This window comes from Zhihengliuella sp. (genome assembly GCF_031178195.1).
GTDB lineage: Bacteria > Actinomycetota > Actinomycetes > Actinomycetales > Micrococcaceae > Zhihengliuella.
Genome location: NZ_JAPSJL010000002.1, coordinates 99,310 through 113,252, shown reverse-complemented (window position 1 = coordinate 113,252; position 13,943 = coordinate 99,310). Strand labels below are relative to the sequence as shown.

At 70.2% G+C, this 13,943-nt stretch carries 12 protein-coding genes; 1 reads left to right on the top strand and 11 read right to left on the bottom strand.

Going from position 1 to position 13,943, the window contains the following annotated elements:
- Positions 1-8: 8 nt before the first annotated feature.
- The 10 genes from murD to dinB form a co-directional block, all read right to left on the bottom strand.
- The gene (gene murD / locus RIN46_RS03170) at positions 9-1,526 is read right to left on the bottom strand and encodes a UDP-N-acetylmuramoyl-L-alanine--D-glutamate ligase (protein WP_309080021.1); all 1,518 of its coding nucleotides are present in this window, start codon (positions 1,524-1,526) and stop codon (positions 9-11) included.
- The gene (mraY, locus tag RIN46_RS03165; RefSeq protein ID WP_309080022.1) at positions 1,526-2,635 is read right to left on the bottom strand and encodes a phospho-N-acetylmuramoyl-pentapeptide-transferase; all 1,110 of its coding nucleotides are present in this window, start codon (positions 2,633-2,635) and stop codon (positions 1,526-1,528) included. Before mraY ends, murD begins: the two co-directional genes overlap by 1 nt.
- Complete coding sequence (gene murF, locus RIN46_RS03160; protein ID WP_309080023.1) at positions 2,632-4,095, bottom strand: UDP-N-acetylmuramoyl-tripeptide--D-alanyl-D-alanine ligase; 1,464 nt, start codon at positions 4,093-4,095, stop codon at positions 2,632-2,634. The genes mraY and murF overlap by 4 nt, the downstream gene beginning before the upstream one ends.
- Positions 4,092-5,825 (bottom strand): UDP-N-acetylmuramoyl-L-alanyl-D-glutamate--2,6-diaminopimelate ligase, encoded by a 1,734-nt coding sequence (locus RIN46_RS03155; protein WP_309080024.1) that lies wholly within the window; start codon positions 5,823-5,825, stop codon positions 4,092-4,094. The genes murF and RIN46_RS03155 overlap by 4 nt, the downstream gene beginning before the upstream one ends.
- A gap of 2 nt (positions 5,826-5,827) precedes the next feature.
- Complete coding sequence (locus RIN46_RS03150; RefSeq protein WP_309080025.1) at positions 5,828-7,681, bottom strand: penicillin-binding protein 2; 1,854 nt, start codon at positions 7,679-7,681, stop codon at positions 5,828-5,830.
- A gap of 73 nt (positions 7,682-7,754) precedes the next feature.
- The gene (locus tag RIN46_RS03145) at positions 7,755-8,471 is read right to left on the bottom strand and encodes a hypothetical protein (protein WP_309080026.1); all 717 of its coding nucleotides are present in this window, start codon (positions 8,469-8,471) and stop codon (positions 7,755-7,757) included.
- Between the two features lie 5 nt (positions 8,472-8,476).
- Positions 8,477-9,508, bottom strand: coding sequence for a 16S rRNA (cytosine(1402)-N(4))-methyltransferase RsmH (gene rsmH, locus RIN46_RS03140; RefSeq protein ID WP_309080027.1), 1,032 nt, complete (start codon positions 9,506-9,508; stop codon positions 8,477-8,479).
- Positions 9,509-9,765: 257 nt separating this feature from the next.
- Positions 9,766-10,197: a division/cell wall cluster transcriptional repressor MraZ gene (mraZ, locus tag RIN46_RS03135; RefSeq protein WP_309080028.1), complete on the bottom strand. Its 432-nt coding sequence runs from the start codon at positions 10,195-10,197 to the stop codon at positions 9,766-9,768.
- Between the two features lie 296 nt (positions 10,198-10,493).
- The gene (locus RIN46_RS03130; protein WP_309080029.1) at positions 10,494-10,865 is read right to left on the bottom strand and encodes a DUF3040 domain-containing protein; all 372 of its coding nucleotides are present in this window, start codon (positions 10,863-10,865) and stop codon (positions 10,494-10,496) included.
- 228 nt (positions 10,866-11,093) lie between these two features.
- Positions 11,094-12,293, bottom strand: coding sequence for a DNA polymerase IV (gene dinB / locus RIN46_RS03125; protein WP_309080030.1), 1,200 nt, complete (start codon positions 12,291-12,293; stop codon positions 11,094-11,096).
- Between the two features lie 73 nt (positions 12,294-12,366).
- Here dinB and RIN46_RS03120 point away from each other — a divergent pair, with 73 nt between their 5' ends.
- Positions 12,367-13,476, top strand: a complete 1,110-nt coding sequence (locus RIN46_RS03120) for a polyprenyl synthetase family protein (RefSeq protein ID WP_309080031.1) — start codon at positions 12,367-12,369, stop codon at positions 13,474-13,476.
- A 7-nt stretch (positions 13,477-13,483) separates the two neighbouring features.
- Here the strand turns inward: RIN46_RS03120 and RIN46_RS03115 are convergent, their stop codons facing one another.
- Positions 13,484-13,837 (bottom strand): Rv2175c family DNA-binding protein, encoded by a 354-nt coding sequence (locus RIN46_RS03115; protein ID WP_309080032.1) that lies wholly within the window; start codon positions 13,835-13,837, stop codon positions 13,484-13,486.
- Positions 13,838-13,943: the final 106 nt, after the last annotated feature.

The window sequence follows — 13,943 nt, the reverse complement described above, 5'->3', positions numbered from 1 at the left end:
TCGGCTCCTCACGGTTCGGTCGGCGTCTCTTCCATCAGGACCCGCACGGCCTCGATGAAGGCGTGGCCCCGCTGCGCGTAGGACGCGAACTGGTCCATCGACGCCGCCGCGGGGGCCATCAGGACCGTGTCGCCGGGCTGCGCGTGGTCCGCCGCGAGGCGGACGGCCCGCTGCATGACCGCGGCTCCCGCGCCGTCGTCGGGCACGGCGTCCGTTCCAGTCTCCCCCACCGCCGCCTCGAACACCGGCACATCCGGCGCGTGTTCTGCCAGCGCGCGGCGCAGCGGCGCGGGGTCGGCGCCGATGAGGACGACGCCGCGCAGCCGGGCGGCGTGCTCGGCCACCAGGTCGGCGTAGTCGACGCCCTTGGAGAGCCCGCCCGCGATCCAGAGGACGGAGCGGAACGCGCCGAGCGAGGCTGCGGCGGCGTGCGGATTGGTCGCCTTGGAGTCGTTGATCCAGAGGATGTCGTCCCGGCGGGCCACGGCCTGGATCCGGTGGGCGCCCGGCTCGTAGTTGCGGATCCCGTCGCGGACGGCCTCGGGTGCGACGCCGTAGGCGCGCACGAGGGCGGCCGCGGCGAGGGCGTTGGCGACGTTGTGCCGGGCGGCGAGCTCGCCGAAGTCCTCGAGCGAGGCCAGTTCCGCGGCGGACTCGCGCCGCTCCGCGATGTAGGCGCGGTCCACCAGGAGGCCGTCGACGAGCCCGAGCATGCTGACGGCGGGGACGTCGGTGGTGAAGCCGATCGCCCGGCACCCCTCCACGACGTCGGCGTCCTCGACCATGCGCACGGTCTCCGGCGCCTCGGCGTTGAAGACCGCGGCGGCGCGGGTGCGCTCGTAGATCCTGGCCTTGGCGGCCCGGTACTCCTCGAAGGAGCCGTGCCAGTCGACGTGGTCCTCAGCGATGTTCAGGACCACCGACGCCAGCGGCGACATGGTGTGCGTGTAGTGGAGCTGGAAGCTGGAGAGCTCGAGGACCAGGACGTCGTAGCCCTCGGGGTCGCGGATGGCGTCGAGCACGGGCGTGCCCACGTTGCCGACGGCGACGGCGCGCAGGCCGGCGGCCTGCAGCATCGACTCGGCCATCCCGACCGTCGTCGTCTTGCCGTTGGTCCCGGTCAGGACGAGCCATTCGGCCGGTGTGCGGCCCTCGCGCTCCCGGACGCGCCACGCGAGCTCAACGTCGCTCCAGACCTCCAGCCCGGCGTCGTACGCGGCCGCCAGCAGCGGCTGGCGCGGGTTCCACCCCGGCGACGTGACGACCAGCTGGGCCGGCTCCCCCTCGACGTCGGGCAGGCGTCCCTGGTGCTCGGCGCCCAGCAGGACGTCGGCGGCACCGACGATCCGGAGCGTGTCCGCCCGCTGGCGGTTCTCCTCGGAGTCGCGCCCGTCCACGACGACGACGCGCGCCCCGAGCTCGATCAGGGTGTCGGCCGCCGAGAACCCGGAGAGGCCGAGCCCGGTGACGACGACGCGCAGACCGGCCCAGTCGGCGTCCCAGCTGTTCAGGTGGTCCAACCGCATCAGAGCCCCACCACCCATTCGGCGTAGAAGATCCCGAGCCCGGCGGCGACGAAGAGGCCGGCCAGGATCCAGAAGCGGACCACCACGGTCACCTCGGCCCAGCCCTTCAGCTCGAAGTGGTGCTGGAGCGGGGCCATGAGGAACACCCGCTTGCCGCCGGAGAGCTTGAAGTAGCCGACCTGGATGATGACGGAGAGCGTGATGAGGACGAACAGGCCCGCCAGGACCACCAGCAGCAGCTCCGTCCTCGAGAGGATGGCGAAGGCGGCCAGTGCGCCGCCGATGGCGAGCGAGCCGGTGTCGCCCATGAAGATGTGGGCGGGCGAGGTGTTCCACCAGAGGAATCCGATGAGGGCGCCGCACAGGATCGCCCCGAGGAGCGCGAGGTCCATGGGGTCGCGCACCTCGTAGCAGACGCTGCCGATGGCGCGGGAGGACCCGCAGGCCTGGTTGTACTGCCAGATGCCCATGAGCGTGTAGGCGCCGAAGACCATGATGGACGCGCCCGTGGCGAGTCCGTCCAGCCCGTCGGTCACGTTGACGCCGTTGGTGGTCGCGGTGACGATCAGGTTGGACCAGATGACGAACAGGATCGCGCCGACGATGGGTCCGAAGAAGGCCATGTCCAGCCAGGGGATGTCACGGATGAACGAGATCTTCAGGGAGGCCGGGGTGAGGCCCTTGGAGTCGGGGAACTGCAGTGCCAGGAGCGCGAACGCGATGCCGACCGCCGCCTGCCCGCCGATCTTCTCCCACGGTCGCAGGCCGAGGCTGCGCTGCTTCGAGATCTTGATGAAGTCGTCCAGGAAGCCGACGAGTCCCATGCCGACCATGAGGAACAGGAGCAGCAGGCCGGACACCGTCGGGCCGGAGGCGTGCTCGCTCGCGAGCATGCGGATGCCGTGGGTGATGAAGTAGGCCGCCACCACGGCCAGGACGATCATGGCCCCACCCATGGTGGGGGTCCCGCGCTTGGTGTGGTGCGAGGTCGGCCCGTCGTCGCGGACGAACTGCCCGTACCGGCGACGCACCAGGAGCTTGATGAACAGCGGGGTGCCCAGGAAGGAGATCAGCAGGGCGATGCTGGCGCCCAGGAGCAGAGCGATCACGGGTGGGCCTCCTCGGCGGGCGTGCCCGCAGCGGCGATTCGGTCGCCCAGGTGCCGCAGGCCTGCGGAATTGGACGACTTGAACAGGACGATGTCGCCCGGGCGGAGCTCGCGCACGAGCAGGGCCTCGGCCTCTTCCACCGTCTCGACGTAGTGGGCCTCGTCGCCCCAGCTGCCCTCGAGCACCGCTGAGTTGTAGGCCGGCTTGGCCTCGGCGCCGACGACGACGAGCTTCTTGATGTTCATCCGGACGGCGAGGCGGCCCAGGATGTCGTGCTCGAGCACCGAGTCCTCGCCGAGTTCGAGCATCGGACCCAGGACGGCCCAGGTGCGGCGCTGCGCGCCGCCCGCGTCCGGGACGCCGAGACCGGCGAGCGTCTGCAGGGCGGCCCGCATCGACTCTGGATTCGCGTTGTACGCGTCGTTGACGATGGTGACGCCGTCGGGCCGGTCCGTGCGCTCCATGCGCCAGCGGCTGGCCGCAGCCCGACCGTCGAGCCGGTCGGCGATCGTCGCCGGGTCCACGCCGAGCGCGTAGGCGGCCGCGGTCGCGGCCAGGAGGTTGTACACATGGTGGCGACCGATGAGCCCGCTGACCAGGTGGAACGAGGACCCGTCGGGGAAGACGAGATCGAGCTCCGGGTGGCCGTCGGGCGTCACCTCGAGGCCGCGGGCGGAGACGACGTCGATCCCCTCACGCGGCGCGGCATCCACGCCGAAGCCCAGGAGGCGGGCGCGCGTGCGCACGGCCATGTTGGCGACCCGGGGGTCGTCGAGGTTGAGCACGGCCGTCCCGTGCTCCGGCAGGGCCTCGACGAGCTCGCCCTTGGCCTTCTCGATGTTCTCCACGCCGCCGAACTCGCCGGCGTGGGCGGTGCCGACGCAGAGGACCACCCCGACCTCGGGGTGGACCATGTCGGTCAAGTAGGTGATGTGCCCGATGCCGGTGGCGCCCATCTCGATCACGAGGTTGCGGGTCTGCTCGGTGGCCCGGAAGACCGTCAGGGGGACGCCGACCTCGCCGTTGTAGGAGCCGATCGGCGAGACCGTCTCACCGGTCGCCTCCAGGACGGCGGCGAGCAGGTCCTTGGTGGTGGTCTTCCCGGCCGAGCCGGTGATCCCGACGATGCGCGCCCCGTCGGCGCGCAGGCGTTCCACCTGATGGGCGGCGATCCGGCCCATGGCCTCGACGGCGTCGTCGACGATGACCGCCGGGTCGGCGGTCCCGTCCGCGTCGAACGTGGTCCGCTCGGTGAGCGCGAGGACCGCACCGGCCTCGCGCGCGCGGCCGATGAAGTGGTGGCCGTCGCTGGACTCGCCGGGCTTGGCGACGAAGAGCCAGCCGGGCAGCACCTCCCGGGAATCGGTGGTCACACCGGTGACCCGGGCGGCCGGGTCGGCCGTCGGGCTCAGCCGGCCGCCGGTGATCTCGGCGATCTCTGCTGTCGAAAGTTCAATCATGGCTCTGTGGACTCTACTCTCTCGGCCCCCGCCGACTGCGTCTCGACGCCTGTGGCACTGGCCTCAGCCCGGCGCCCCGGGCGCCCGGAGGCGCCCTCGGCGAGCACGTCCCGTCCGGCCTCGACCAGAGCGGCGCGGAGCTCCACCCGGTCGTCGAGGGCGTGATCCACCCCGGCGATCTCCTGGACTGTCTCGTGTCCCCGTCCGGCGATCAGGATCGTGTCCTCCGGGCCTGCGAGCCGGACGGCCTCCCGAATGGCGGCTGCACGCGGCGCCGACTCGATGACCTCGGTGGCGAGCCCCTCGGCCGCGACGGCCTCCCGGGCGCCGGCGAGGACCTCGGCGCGGATCCGGCCGGGCTCCTCGCCGTGCGGATCGTCATCCGTGACGATGACGACGTCGGCCTGGCGCGCAGCGACCGCGCCCATGACCGGCCGCTTGGTCGCGTCCCGGTCCCCCGTGGCGCCGAAGACGACGACGACGCGCCCTCCACGCTCGCCCCGCACGGCCTCGATCGCCCGTTCCAGGGCGTCGGAATTGTGCGCGAAGTCGACGACGGCGGCCGGCGCGGTCGCGATCACCTGCATGCGGCCGGGCACCTCGATCGTCAGCGGGTCGGCGTCGTCCAGCACGCGCTGCAGCGCCGCGGCGTCCGCGCCGGACGCGAGGACCATCAGCACCGCGAGTGCGGCATTGGAAACGTTGAAGCGGCCGGGCAGGCCGGTGGACGCCCGCAGGCGCCTGCCCTCGGGGCCGGCCAGCTCGAAGGCGTGCCCGAGCCCACGCCGCTCGACGCGCTCGACGCGCCAGTCGGCGTCGTACGCATCCGGCGCCGAGCCGGCGCCCGCCGCACGGTCCGCTCCGGCAGCCGTCTCAAGCGTCCAGAGCGAGTCGGCTCCGGCCGCGGCCCGGCGCTCGGCGGCGAGGCGGCGTCCCCACGCATCGTCCACGGTGACGACCGCGGACGCGGCGACGTCGGGCGCGAACAGCTTCGCCTTGGTCGCGAAGTAGTCCTCCATGCTGCCGTGCAGGTCCAGGTGGTCCTGCGTGAGGTTCGTGAAGCCCGCCACCCGGTAGCTGAGCCCGGCCACACGCCGGTAGTCCAGGGAGTGGGAGGAGACCTCCATCGCCGCGGCGCCGATTCCGGCCTCCCGCATGCGGGCCATGAGCCCGTGCAGCTGCGGGGCCTCCGGGGTGGTGAGGACGGACGGGATGGGCGTCTCGCCGGCGACGATCTCGATGGTGCCGACGAGCCCCGTGCTCCGACCGAGCGCCCGCAGCAGCGAGCGCACCAGATAGGTGGTGGTGGTCTTGCCGTTGGTCCCGGTCACGCCGAGGAGCTCCGGGGCGTCCGGACGGGTGCCGTAAATCTCCGCGGAGACCCGGCCGACGACGTCGCGCACGGAGTCGGCCGTCAGGACCGGCAGCCCGGTGGCCTCGGCCCGCCCGCGGCCGTCGGCGTCCGTCAGGATGGCCGACGCGCCGTGGGAGGCGGCCTGCTCGGCGAAGTCGGCACCGTGGGCGCGGGCTCCGGGCAGGGCGATGTAGAGATCCCCGGGTTGGACGGCGCGCGAGTCGAGGCACGCACCGGTGACGGCCACGTCGTCGTCGCCGACGAAGTCCCAGACGACGTCGGCGGCGGCGATCCGGCCGATCAGCTCCGCCAGACGGCTCACGCGGGGGCGAGCCGGACGGAAGGCCCGTTCGGCCTCGCGATGGTCGACGCCCATCCCTACTCCCAGCCGTACTTCTGCTGGTCGCCGACGAAGGCCTTGTAGGGATTCGGTTCGCTGTCCGACGGCGGGACGTCGTAGGTGTTCAGGGTCGCCTCCATGATGGTCTTAAAGGTATCCGTGACGTGCCAGTCCCTCCAGTTGCCCTGGGGGCGGTGCATCGTCACGACGACGACGAACTGGGGGTCATCCAGGGGCGCCACGCCAGCGAACGAGCTGGTGTGGCCGTCGTAGCCGCCGCCGTCGGGATTGGCGGCCTGGCCGGTGCCGGTCTTGCCGCCGACGCGGTAGCCGTCGATGGCCGCGCCCTGCGCGGTGCCGTCGGTGACGACCGTCTCCATCATGCGCAGCATGACGTCCGAGGTCTTCTTGGACACGACCCGCTCCGGTGCATGGGGCTCCGGCTCGTGCCGGGTCCCGTCGGGATCGATGTACGCCTCGATGAGGGAGGGCTCGATCATCTGCCCGCCGTTGGCGATGCCCTGGAACATCTGCGCGGTGTGGAGCACGGTCTGCGTGTAGCCCTGCCCGAACATCGTGGTGAACTGCTGGCGGCGGTCCCAGGCGGACGGTTCCACGAAGATCCCCTCGGCCACCGGCAGGCCGCCCATGTTGATGCCCTCGCCGATGCCGAACTTGGTGAAGTAGTCGTAGCGCTGCTGGTTGCTCAGCCGCTCTCCGATCATCACGGTGCCCGTGTTGTAGGAGCGCGCGAAGATCCCGGCGGCGGTCATCGGGTAGGTCGCGTGCTTGAGCGAGTCGTGGATCGTCTCGTTCTGCGTCGTGTAGGAGTTCGGGATGGTGAAGGCCTCCTCCGGATCCACCACACCCTCCTCGATGGCTGCGGCGAAGGTCGCCAGCTTTCCGGTCGATCCCGGCTCGAACGCCTGGGTCAGCGCGGTCGAGGTACGGTACTGGGCATCGACGGCGGCCGGGTCGTTGGGATCGACGGAGCGCGAGTCGGCGATCGCCCGGATCTTGCCCGTCTCGAGCTCGAGCACGACGGCGGAGACCCAGTCGGGGTCGAACTGCTCCTGCTTGGCCATGACGGCCTCCTGCGCCGCCCACTGCACGTCCTCGTTGATCGTGAGCTGGACGTCCTTGCCGTCGACCGCCGGCGTCGTGGTGGAGGGGGCCGTGGGGATGCGGACACCGTCGGCCCCCACCTCGTACTTCCTCTCCCCCGATGTCCCGGCGAGGAGGTCGTTCTGGGTCAGCTCGAGGCCCTCGGCCCCGGTGTTCTGGCCGGCGTCGTTCGTCGTCGCGGCGCTCAGGAAGCCCAACAGCGTGCCGGCGACGGATCCGTTCGGATACTGCCGATCATTCGTGCGCTCGGCGAGCAGCCCGGGGATGCCGAGATCCATGACCGCTTCCTTGGTCTCCGGGGTCACGCCCTTCGCGACCACCGAGTAGCGCTTCGGGCTCTCCGGGTCGGCGGGGACGAGCGACTCGCGCAGCGTCTGGACGTCGAGGCCGACCAGACCGGAGAGTGCGTCGATGGCATCGTCCATGCGGGCGGACTCGCGCTCCCCGGTGTCCGGGTTCCGGCGGTCGAACTCCTCCTTGTACCACTTCTGGTCGGTCACCAGGTCATACCGGATGACGGAGGTGGCGAAGGCGCGCCCCTCGGAGTCGAGGATGTCCCCGCGCGTCGGCGGGATGAGCTCCGTCCGGGTCCGGCTGGTCGCGGCCTCCTGGGCCACGGCCTCTGGGTCGAGGCCCTGGACGAAGAACAGGCGTCCGGTCAGGGCGAGGAGCATCGCCAGGCACACGGCGAGTCCGATGCGGAGTCGCCGCGGGTCCATCGTTCCCTCGGCGTCGACGCCCCTCGTGCCTGAGTCGGATCGCGCCATGGCTCCTCGGCCTCCTTCTCGCGTGGCGGGCCGCGGGGTTCGCGCGACCGGCCGTTTGCTTCTATCGATCAGTTCACGGCTGATCGCCGTTCAGTGTCGGCGCCGGGATGGTGCCCCCGTTGAGCTCCGCATCGCTGAAGGCCTGCCGGTCACCGGCCCGGGCGCCTGAGTCGGACCGTTGCGGGCTCTCGCCCTGGCCGGCGGCCTGCTGCGGCTCCGCCTCCTCGGCCGGCGGCGCCTGCTGCTTCACCGGATTCTTCTTCACGGGCTCGGGGGCCGTCTTCGGCGCCTCCACGAAGGACGTTACTGTGTCCTTCTCCGTTGCCGGCGTTGCGACACCTGAGACTTTCCCGGTGCCCAGATCGATCGCCGCCACGTCTCCCGGCTTCACCATGCCCAGGTCTGCGGCCTTGTCGGCGAGGTTCTGCGGTGCCTGCAGGTGCTGCACCTGCTCCGCGAGCGCCTCGTTCTCCTGGGTCAGCGTCCGTTCCTGGCCGCGAAGCTTGACCAGCTCGTACTGACCGCTCGAGACCTGGATGTTCAGCAGGAGGACGCCGGCGAGGGCGGCCATCAGGAAGAAGACGCACAGCAGGAGGAACGGCAGACGCCGGTTGCTGGTGACCGCTGGGACGACGGCCAGCGGAGTTCGTCGTCGGATCGGCGCCTCGAACGCGGCGGGCACCGGCTGCACGGCCAATGCCGTCGCGCCGTCCGTGCGCGGCGCGGTGGACGTGGGGTTCTGCGGTCCCGCGGAACGGGACGCACGGCGGATGGGTGCCGGTGCTCGCATGTCCATCAGTCCTTCATGATCCGTTCGACGGCGCGGAGCTTGGCCGACGCCGCACGTGGGTTCTCTTCGATTTCCTGCTCGGTGGGCTTCTCGGTGCCCCGGACGAGATTCTTGAACCGGGCCTTGTGCTCCTCAAGTTCCACGGGGAAGCCCACGGGAGCCGAGGAGCTGCTCGCCTGCTGGAAGTACTTCTTCGTGATCCGGTCCTCGAGGGAGTGGTAGCTCATGACGACCACGCGGCCGCGCAGGCGAGTCGCACCGAGCGCCGCCGGGATGGCACGCTCGAGGACGTCGAGCTCCTCGTTGACGGCGATTCGGAGCGCCTGGAAGGTGCGTTTCGCCGGATGGCCGGCAGTCCGTCCCGCCGCCGCCGGCACAACCTCCTTGATGACGTCCACCAGCCGTCCCGTCGTCGCGAATGGCGCCTCACCCCGGGCCCGGACGATCGCCGTGGCGATGCGGCCCGCGAAGCGCTCCTCGCCCCAGGCGCGAATAATGCGGACCAGTTCGCTCTCGTCGAGGGTATTGACCAGATCGGCCGCCGTCGGGCCGCGGGAGGTGTCCATCCTCATGTCGAGCGGCGCGTCGAAGGAGTAGGCGAATCCACGCTCGCGCTCGTCGAGCTGCAGGGAGGACACCCCGAGGTCGAACAGCACACCGTCGACGCCGGAGAAGCCCAGGTCCGACACGACGGCGTCGATCTCGTCGTAGACCGCGTGGACAAGGTCGGTGCGGGCCCGGTAGGGCGAAAGCCGTTCACCGGCCAGTGCCAGTGCCTGCTCGTCGCGGTCCAGGCCGATGAGGTGGAGGTCCCCGAACCGGCGCAGCATCTCCTCGGAATGACCGCCCATGCCGAGGGTGCAGTCGACGATGACCGGAGTGCGCTCGGCCTTGCGCGCCGCTTCAACCGCGGGCTCGAGGAGCCCCACGCAGCGATCCAGCAGCACGGGAACGTGCCGGTCGCTCGTCGGCGTGGCCGGCTCGCCGCTCTCGGGGCGCGCTGCGGATTCGCTGTGCGCGTCCCGAGCGGTCATCATGTGCCCCTTTCCAGGCGGTTCCGGTGCCGTGGCGTTACTCGTCCCCGCCGAGCGGCGGAGATGTTGTGTTCGGTCCTTGAATCAGATCCCCCGCCGCTCCGGTGACTGCCGCCTGACTCCGGGGAAGGTGAGTCAGGTGGCGCAGCCGGGCGGAGAGAGATCTGATTCAAGCCCGCGGCGGCGTCACCTCGACGCGCGCCGGATCTTGCGTTGTCTATTCGGTTGTCGCTCCGGTGACGCCGCCGCGGCGATCTCTGTCAGAAGATCCCGGGGAGAACTTCCTCGTCGGTCTCGGAGAAGGTCTTCTCCTGCTCCGCGAGATAGTCGTTCCACGCATCGCCGTCCCAGATCTCAGCTCTGGTGCCGGCGCCGATCACGGCGACTTCGCGCCCCAGACCCGCGTACTCCCGCAGCGAGGCCGGGATGGTGATCCGCCCCTGCTTGTCGGGAACCTCGTCCGAGGCGCCCGAGAGGAAGACGCGGATGTAGTCGCGAGCCTGACGCGATGAGATCGGCGCCTGCCGCATCTGCTCGTGCACCCGCTCGAACTCCCGCTGACTGAACACATAGAGGCACCGCTCCTGGCCGCGTGTCAGAACGAGCCCGTTGCCGAGCTCGTCCCGGAACTTGGCCGGGAGGATGAGCCTGCTCTTCTCATCGAGACGCGGCGTGTATGTCCCCAGGAACATGCACAACCGCCTCTCGGTCAGAAGGGCCGTCCAGCGGAAGATCTCCCCCACTGCCCTCTACTGAGCTCCACTTTACTCCACCATCTACCACTGTCAACGAATCCGCCGCACCGAGAGGGCGCTGATGAACGAGAAAGGCCCGGAATCGCGGGGATTCCGGGCCGTGGTGGGAAGTGGAGGGGATTTACCTGAACTTTGGCTGAAATCGTCGCTCCGGCCGGCTCACGAGGGCATTTTTAACGCCGACAGCCCGCCGACGGCGGGCTGTGGGGGAAGTGGGGAGAGCAGTGGAGGGACTACATGTCCTGGTCACGCCGCCGCTGGTCCCATTTGGCCTCGAGATCGGCCATGAAGGAGCTCTTGCCGGGCCGACGGTCCGGGCGGCCTCCTCCGCCGGGTGTCCCGGCATCCGTCTTCCCCGTCCGCGAGAGCGCCACGTAGACGCCCACGCACATGGCGGCGAAGCCCAGGACGCCCACGATGATGAGCTTGCTCGAGATGCCCAGAATCAGGGCCACCAGGCCGACGGCGACGATCAGAGCGCCGATGACGATGTTGCGCGTCGAATAGCCGCCCCCGGACTTCATGGCCGAGGCGAAGCGCTGATCCTCGTGGAGCTGCTGTTCCAGCTGCTCCAGGAGTCGCTGTTCATGTTCCGAAAGCGGCATTTTCTTCCCCGTTCTCTTCGCGGACTCCCGGCGGATTCCCTCCGCCGGTCGCCGTGAGGCGTTTTGGCTGTATCCGCTCAACGCGGGACCGATGCCCCGGGTTCCCGGCGGTGCAACCGTCTGCCGCTGCCGGTGCTCCGGGTGGCCCCGACGCCGTTCGAATACGTCACTTCTAGAATACGTCCACTGGGAAGAGGACCGGAAGTCGGAGAAGCCCCGGGATCCCCTCTATTGAGGGCCTTCACAGCCTCCTCCCCGGCGCCGCCCATCCAGCAGGCTGGCCGGTCCGACCTGGCCTCCGAGCTTGGTCTTGATCCGGTCCATCGCCAGTTGCGCCTGCTCCCAGTTCGCGTCGGCCCGGTCGATGCTGAGCTGGAAGCCCTTCTCCGTCGTCAAGTTCTCGGCTCGCAGACCGATGAGCCGGATCCGATCACCGGGACGCAGCAAGGCCTCCAGTAGTTCTGTCGCGGCTCGGGCGAGTGTGACGGCGGAGGAGCTCGGTTGGGGCAGTCTGCGGCTGCGGCTGACCGTTCGGAAATCGTCGTACCGGACCTTGATGGCCACGGTCTGCGCGTTCTTGCCGATGCCGCGAAGCCGCTCCGCCACCCGGTACGCGAGTCGGAGGAGCTCGGCGCGTAGCTTCCCGGGATCGGCGACGTCGCTCGCGAACGTCTCCTCTGCGCCCAGGCTCTTCTCCTGGCGGTGCGGTGCCACGGGCCGGTCGTCGGTCCCCCAGGCCAGGGCGTGGAGGTGTGCTCCGGCGGACCCCAGGAGCCGGGTCAACGTCGGCACGGGTGTGTGTGCGACGTGGCGCACCGTCATCAGTCCGGCCGTGGCGAGCGTTTCCTCCGTCTTGCGCCCCACGCCCCAGAGGGCCGAGACCGGAAGCGTGTGGAGGAATTCCACGGTACGGTCCGGCGGCACGACCAGGAGCCCATCGGGTTTCGCGCGGGTGGAGGCGATTTTGGCCACGAACATGTTCCGCGCCACCCCCACACTGGCCGGCAGGTCCAGCTCTCGGCGCAGCTCCTCGCGGATCTGCCCGGCGATCGCCGGCGGCGCCCCCAGGCGCCGAATGCTGCCGGTGACGTCGAGGAAGGCCTCGTCCACCGAGACCTGCTGCACCGCGGGGGTGACAGAGCGGAAGACGGCCATGATCTCCTTCGAGACCGCCGTGTACACCCCCTGCCGGGGCGGGATGACGATCGCCTGCGGCGCCATGCGCAGCGCCGTGGCCATCGGCATCGCGGACTTGACGCCCAGGCGACGGCATTCGTACGAGGCCGACAGGACGACCGACCGGCCCTCGGGCGCGCCAACGATGACCTGCCGACCGCGTAGGTCCGGGCGCTCCCGGAGCTCGACGGAGACGAAGAACGCGTCCATGTCGACGTGGAGGATGGCGCGCTCGCGTACCGGATGGGCCATAGAACACAGCCTATAGAGTGGAGCCCACGGCATAGCGCCGTCCCTGGAGCGAGCACGAGTGAGAAGCGGCTTAATGTCCCCTGATTTCCCTGCGGTCGGCGCCGGAGCGCTTGGCATCGAAGACTACGTCCTGCGCGTCGGCGATCTGCTCGAGCGCTTTCTGGAGGGCCAGTCGGAGTTCGTCTACGCGATCTCGCCCGACGCTGATGAGCTGGTTGCCGCCATCCGCGACCTCGCACGCCAGGGCAAGCGGCTGCGCGCGCGCTTCGCCTACCTGGGCTTCCTCGGCGGCGGGGGTGATCCCGCAGCGAACGACATCGTCCGCCTCGGCGCCTCGCTCGAACTCTTCCAGGCCGCCGCACTCATCCACGATGATCTCATCGACCGCTCCGACACCAGGCGGGGCCAGCCGAGCGTCCACCGCCGCTTCGAAGCGCTCCACCGCCGCGCCCGGTGGGCTCGCGACTCAGCCCGTTTCGGCGAGGCAGCGGCGGTACTGACCGGGGACCTGTGCCTCTCCTTCAGCGAGCAGCTCTTCGGTACCCTGGCCGCTCCGGCGTCGACCCGTAGGGTCTTCGACGCCATGCGGGCCCAGGTGATGGCCGGACAGTACCTCGATGTCCTCGAGGAGTCCGCGGGACCCTCGCACGGTCCGGAGGCGGCGCTGGCCCGTGCCCGGACAGTGGTCCGGTTCAAGAGCGCCAAGTATTCGATCGAGAACCCGCTCCTCCTCGGCGGGACGCTCGCGGGTATCTCGGACGATCTCGCAGAGCGCTACTCCGCCTTCGCGCTGCCCCTCGGCGAGGCCTTCCAGCTGCGCGACGACGTGCTGGGAGTCTTCGGCAACCCGGAGACCACCGGCAAACCCGCCGGCGACGACCTCAAAGAGGGCAAGCGCACCGAGTTGGTGGCGCACGCCCTCCGCCTCGCGGCCCCGGAGGACTCGGACTTCATCCAGACGCGGCTGGGCGCTGAGGACCTCCGGGACGACGAGATCCGACGGATGTGCTCCATCCTCGAGGACTCGGGCGCCCTCGCCCAGACCGAGCAGTCCATCGACCGGCTCTCCGAGCGCGGCTTCGCCGCACTCGAGGACCTGCAGGTGGGCACGCCCTCGGTCCGCGCAGAGGTCGTGGAGTCACTGCGCGCGCTGGGCCTGCAGGCGACCCGGCGGAAGGCCTAGCGACCGACTACCAGGCGAGCGCCTGCGCCCGGCGGCGGATCTCCGTCTTGCGGCCGCTGCGAAGCGCATCGATCGGCCTGCCCGGGAGGGACTCGTCCTCCGTGAACAGCCAGCGCAGAGCCTCCTCGTCCGTGTACCCCGCGTCGGCGAGCACGGACGCGGTCCCCTTCACGCTGTCGAGCACTTTCCCGTCCATCAGGAAGGCAGCCGGCACGGCCCGGATGCGGTCGCCCCCCACGCGATGTTCGATCAACGCTCGCTCGCGGATCAAGGTGTGCACCTGTCGGATGTTCAGATCTAGGGCTTCGGCGACGTCCGGCAGGGCCATCCAGTCACCGACGAGTTCTTCAACGTTATTCACACGCACAAGCGTGCCATACCCGCGGGGCAAACGGCCTGGCTCGGTCACGTTTCCGCCACGCATGAGCGGCTTTTCGATCTCTCTACCCCGCGCCCGGTCTCCCCAG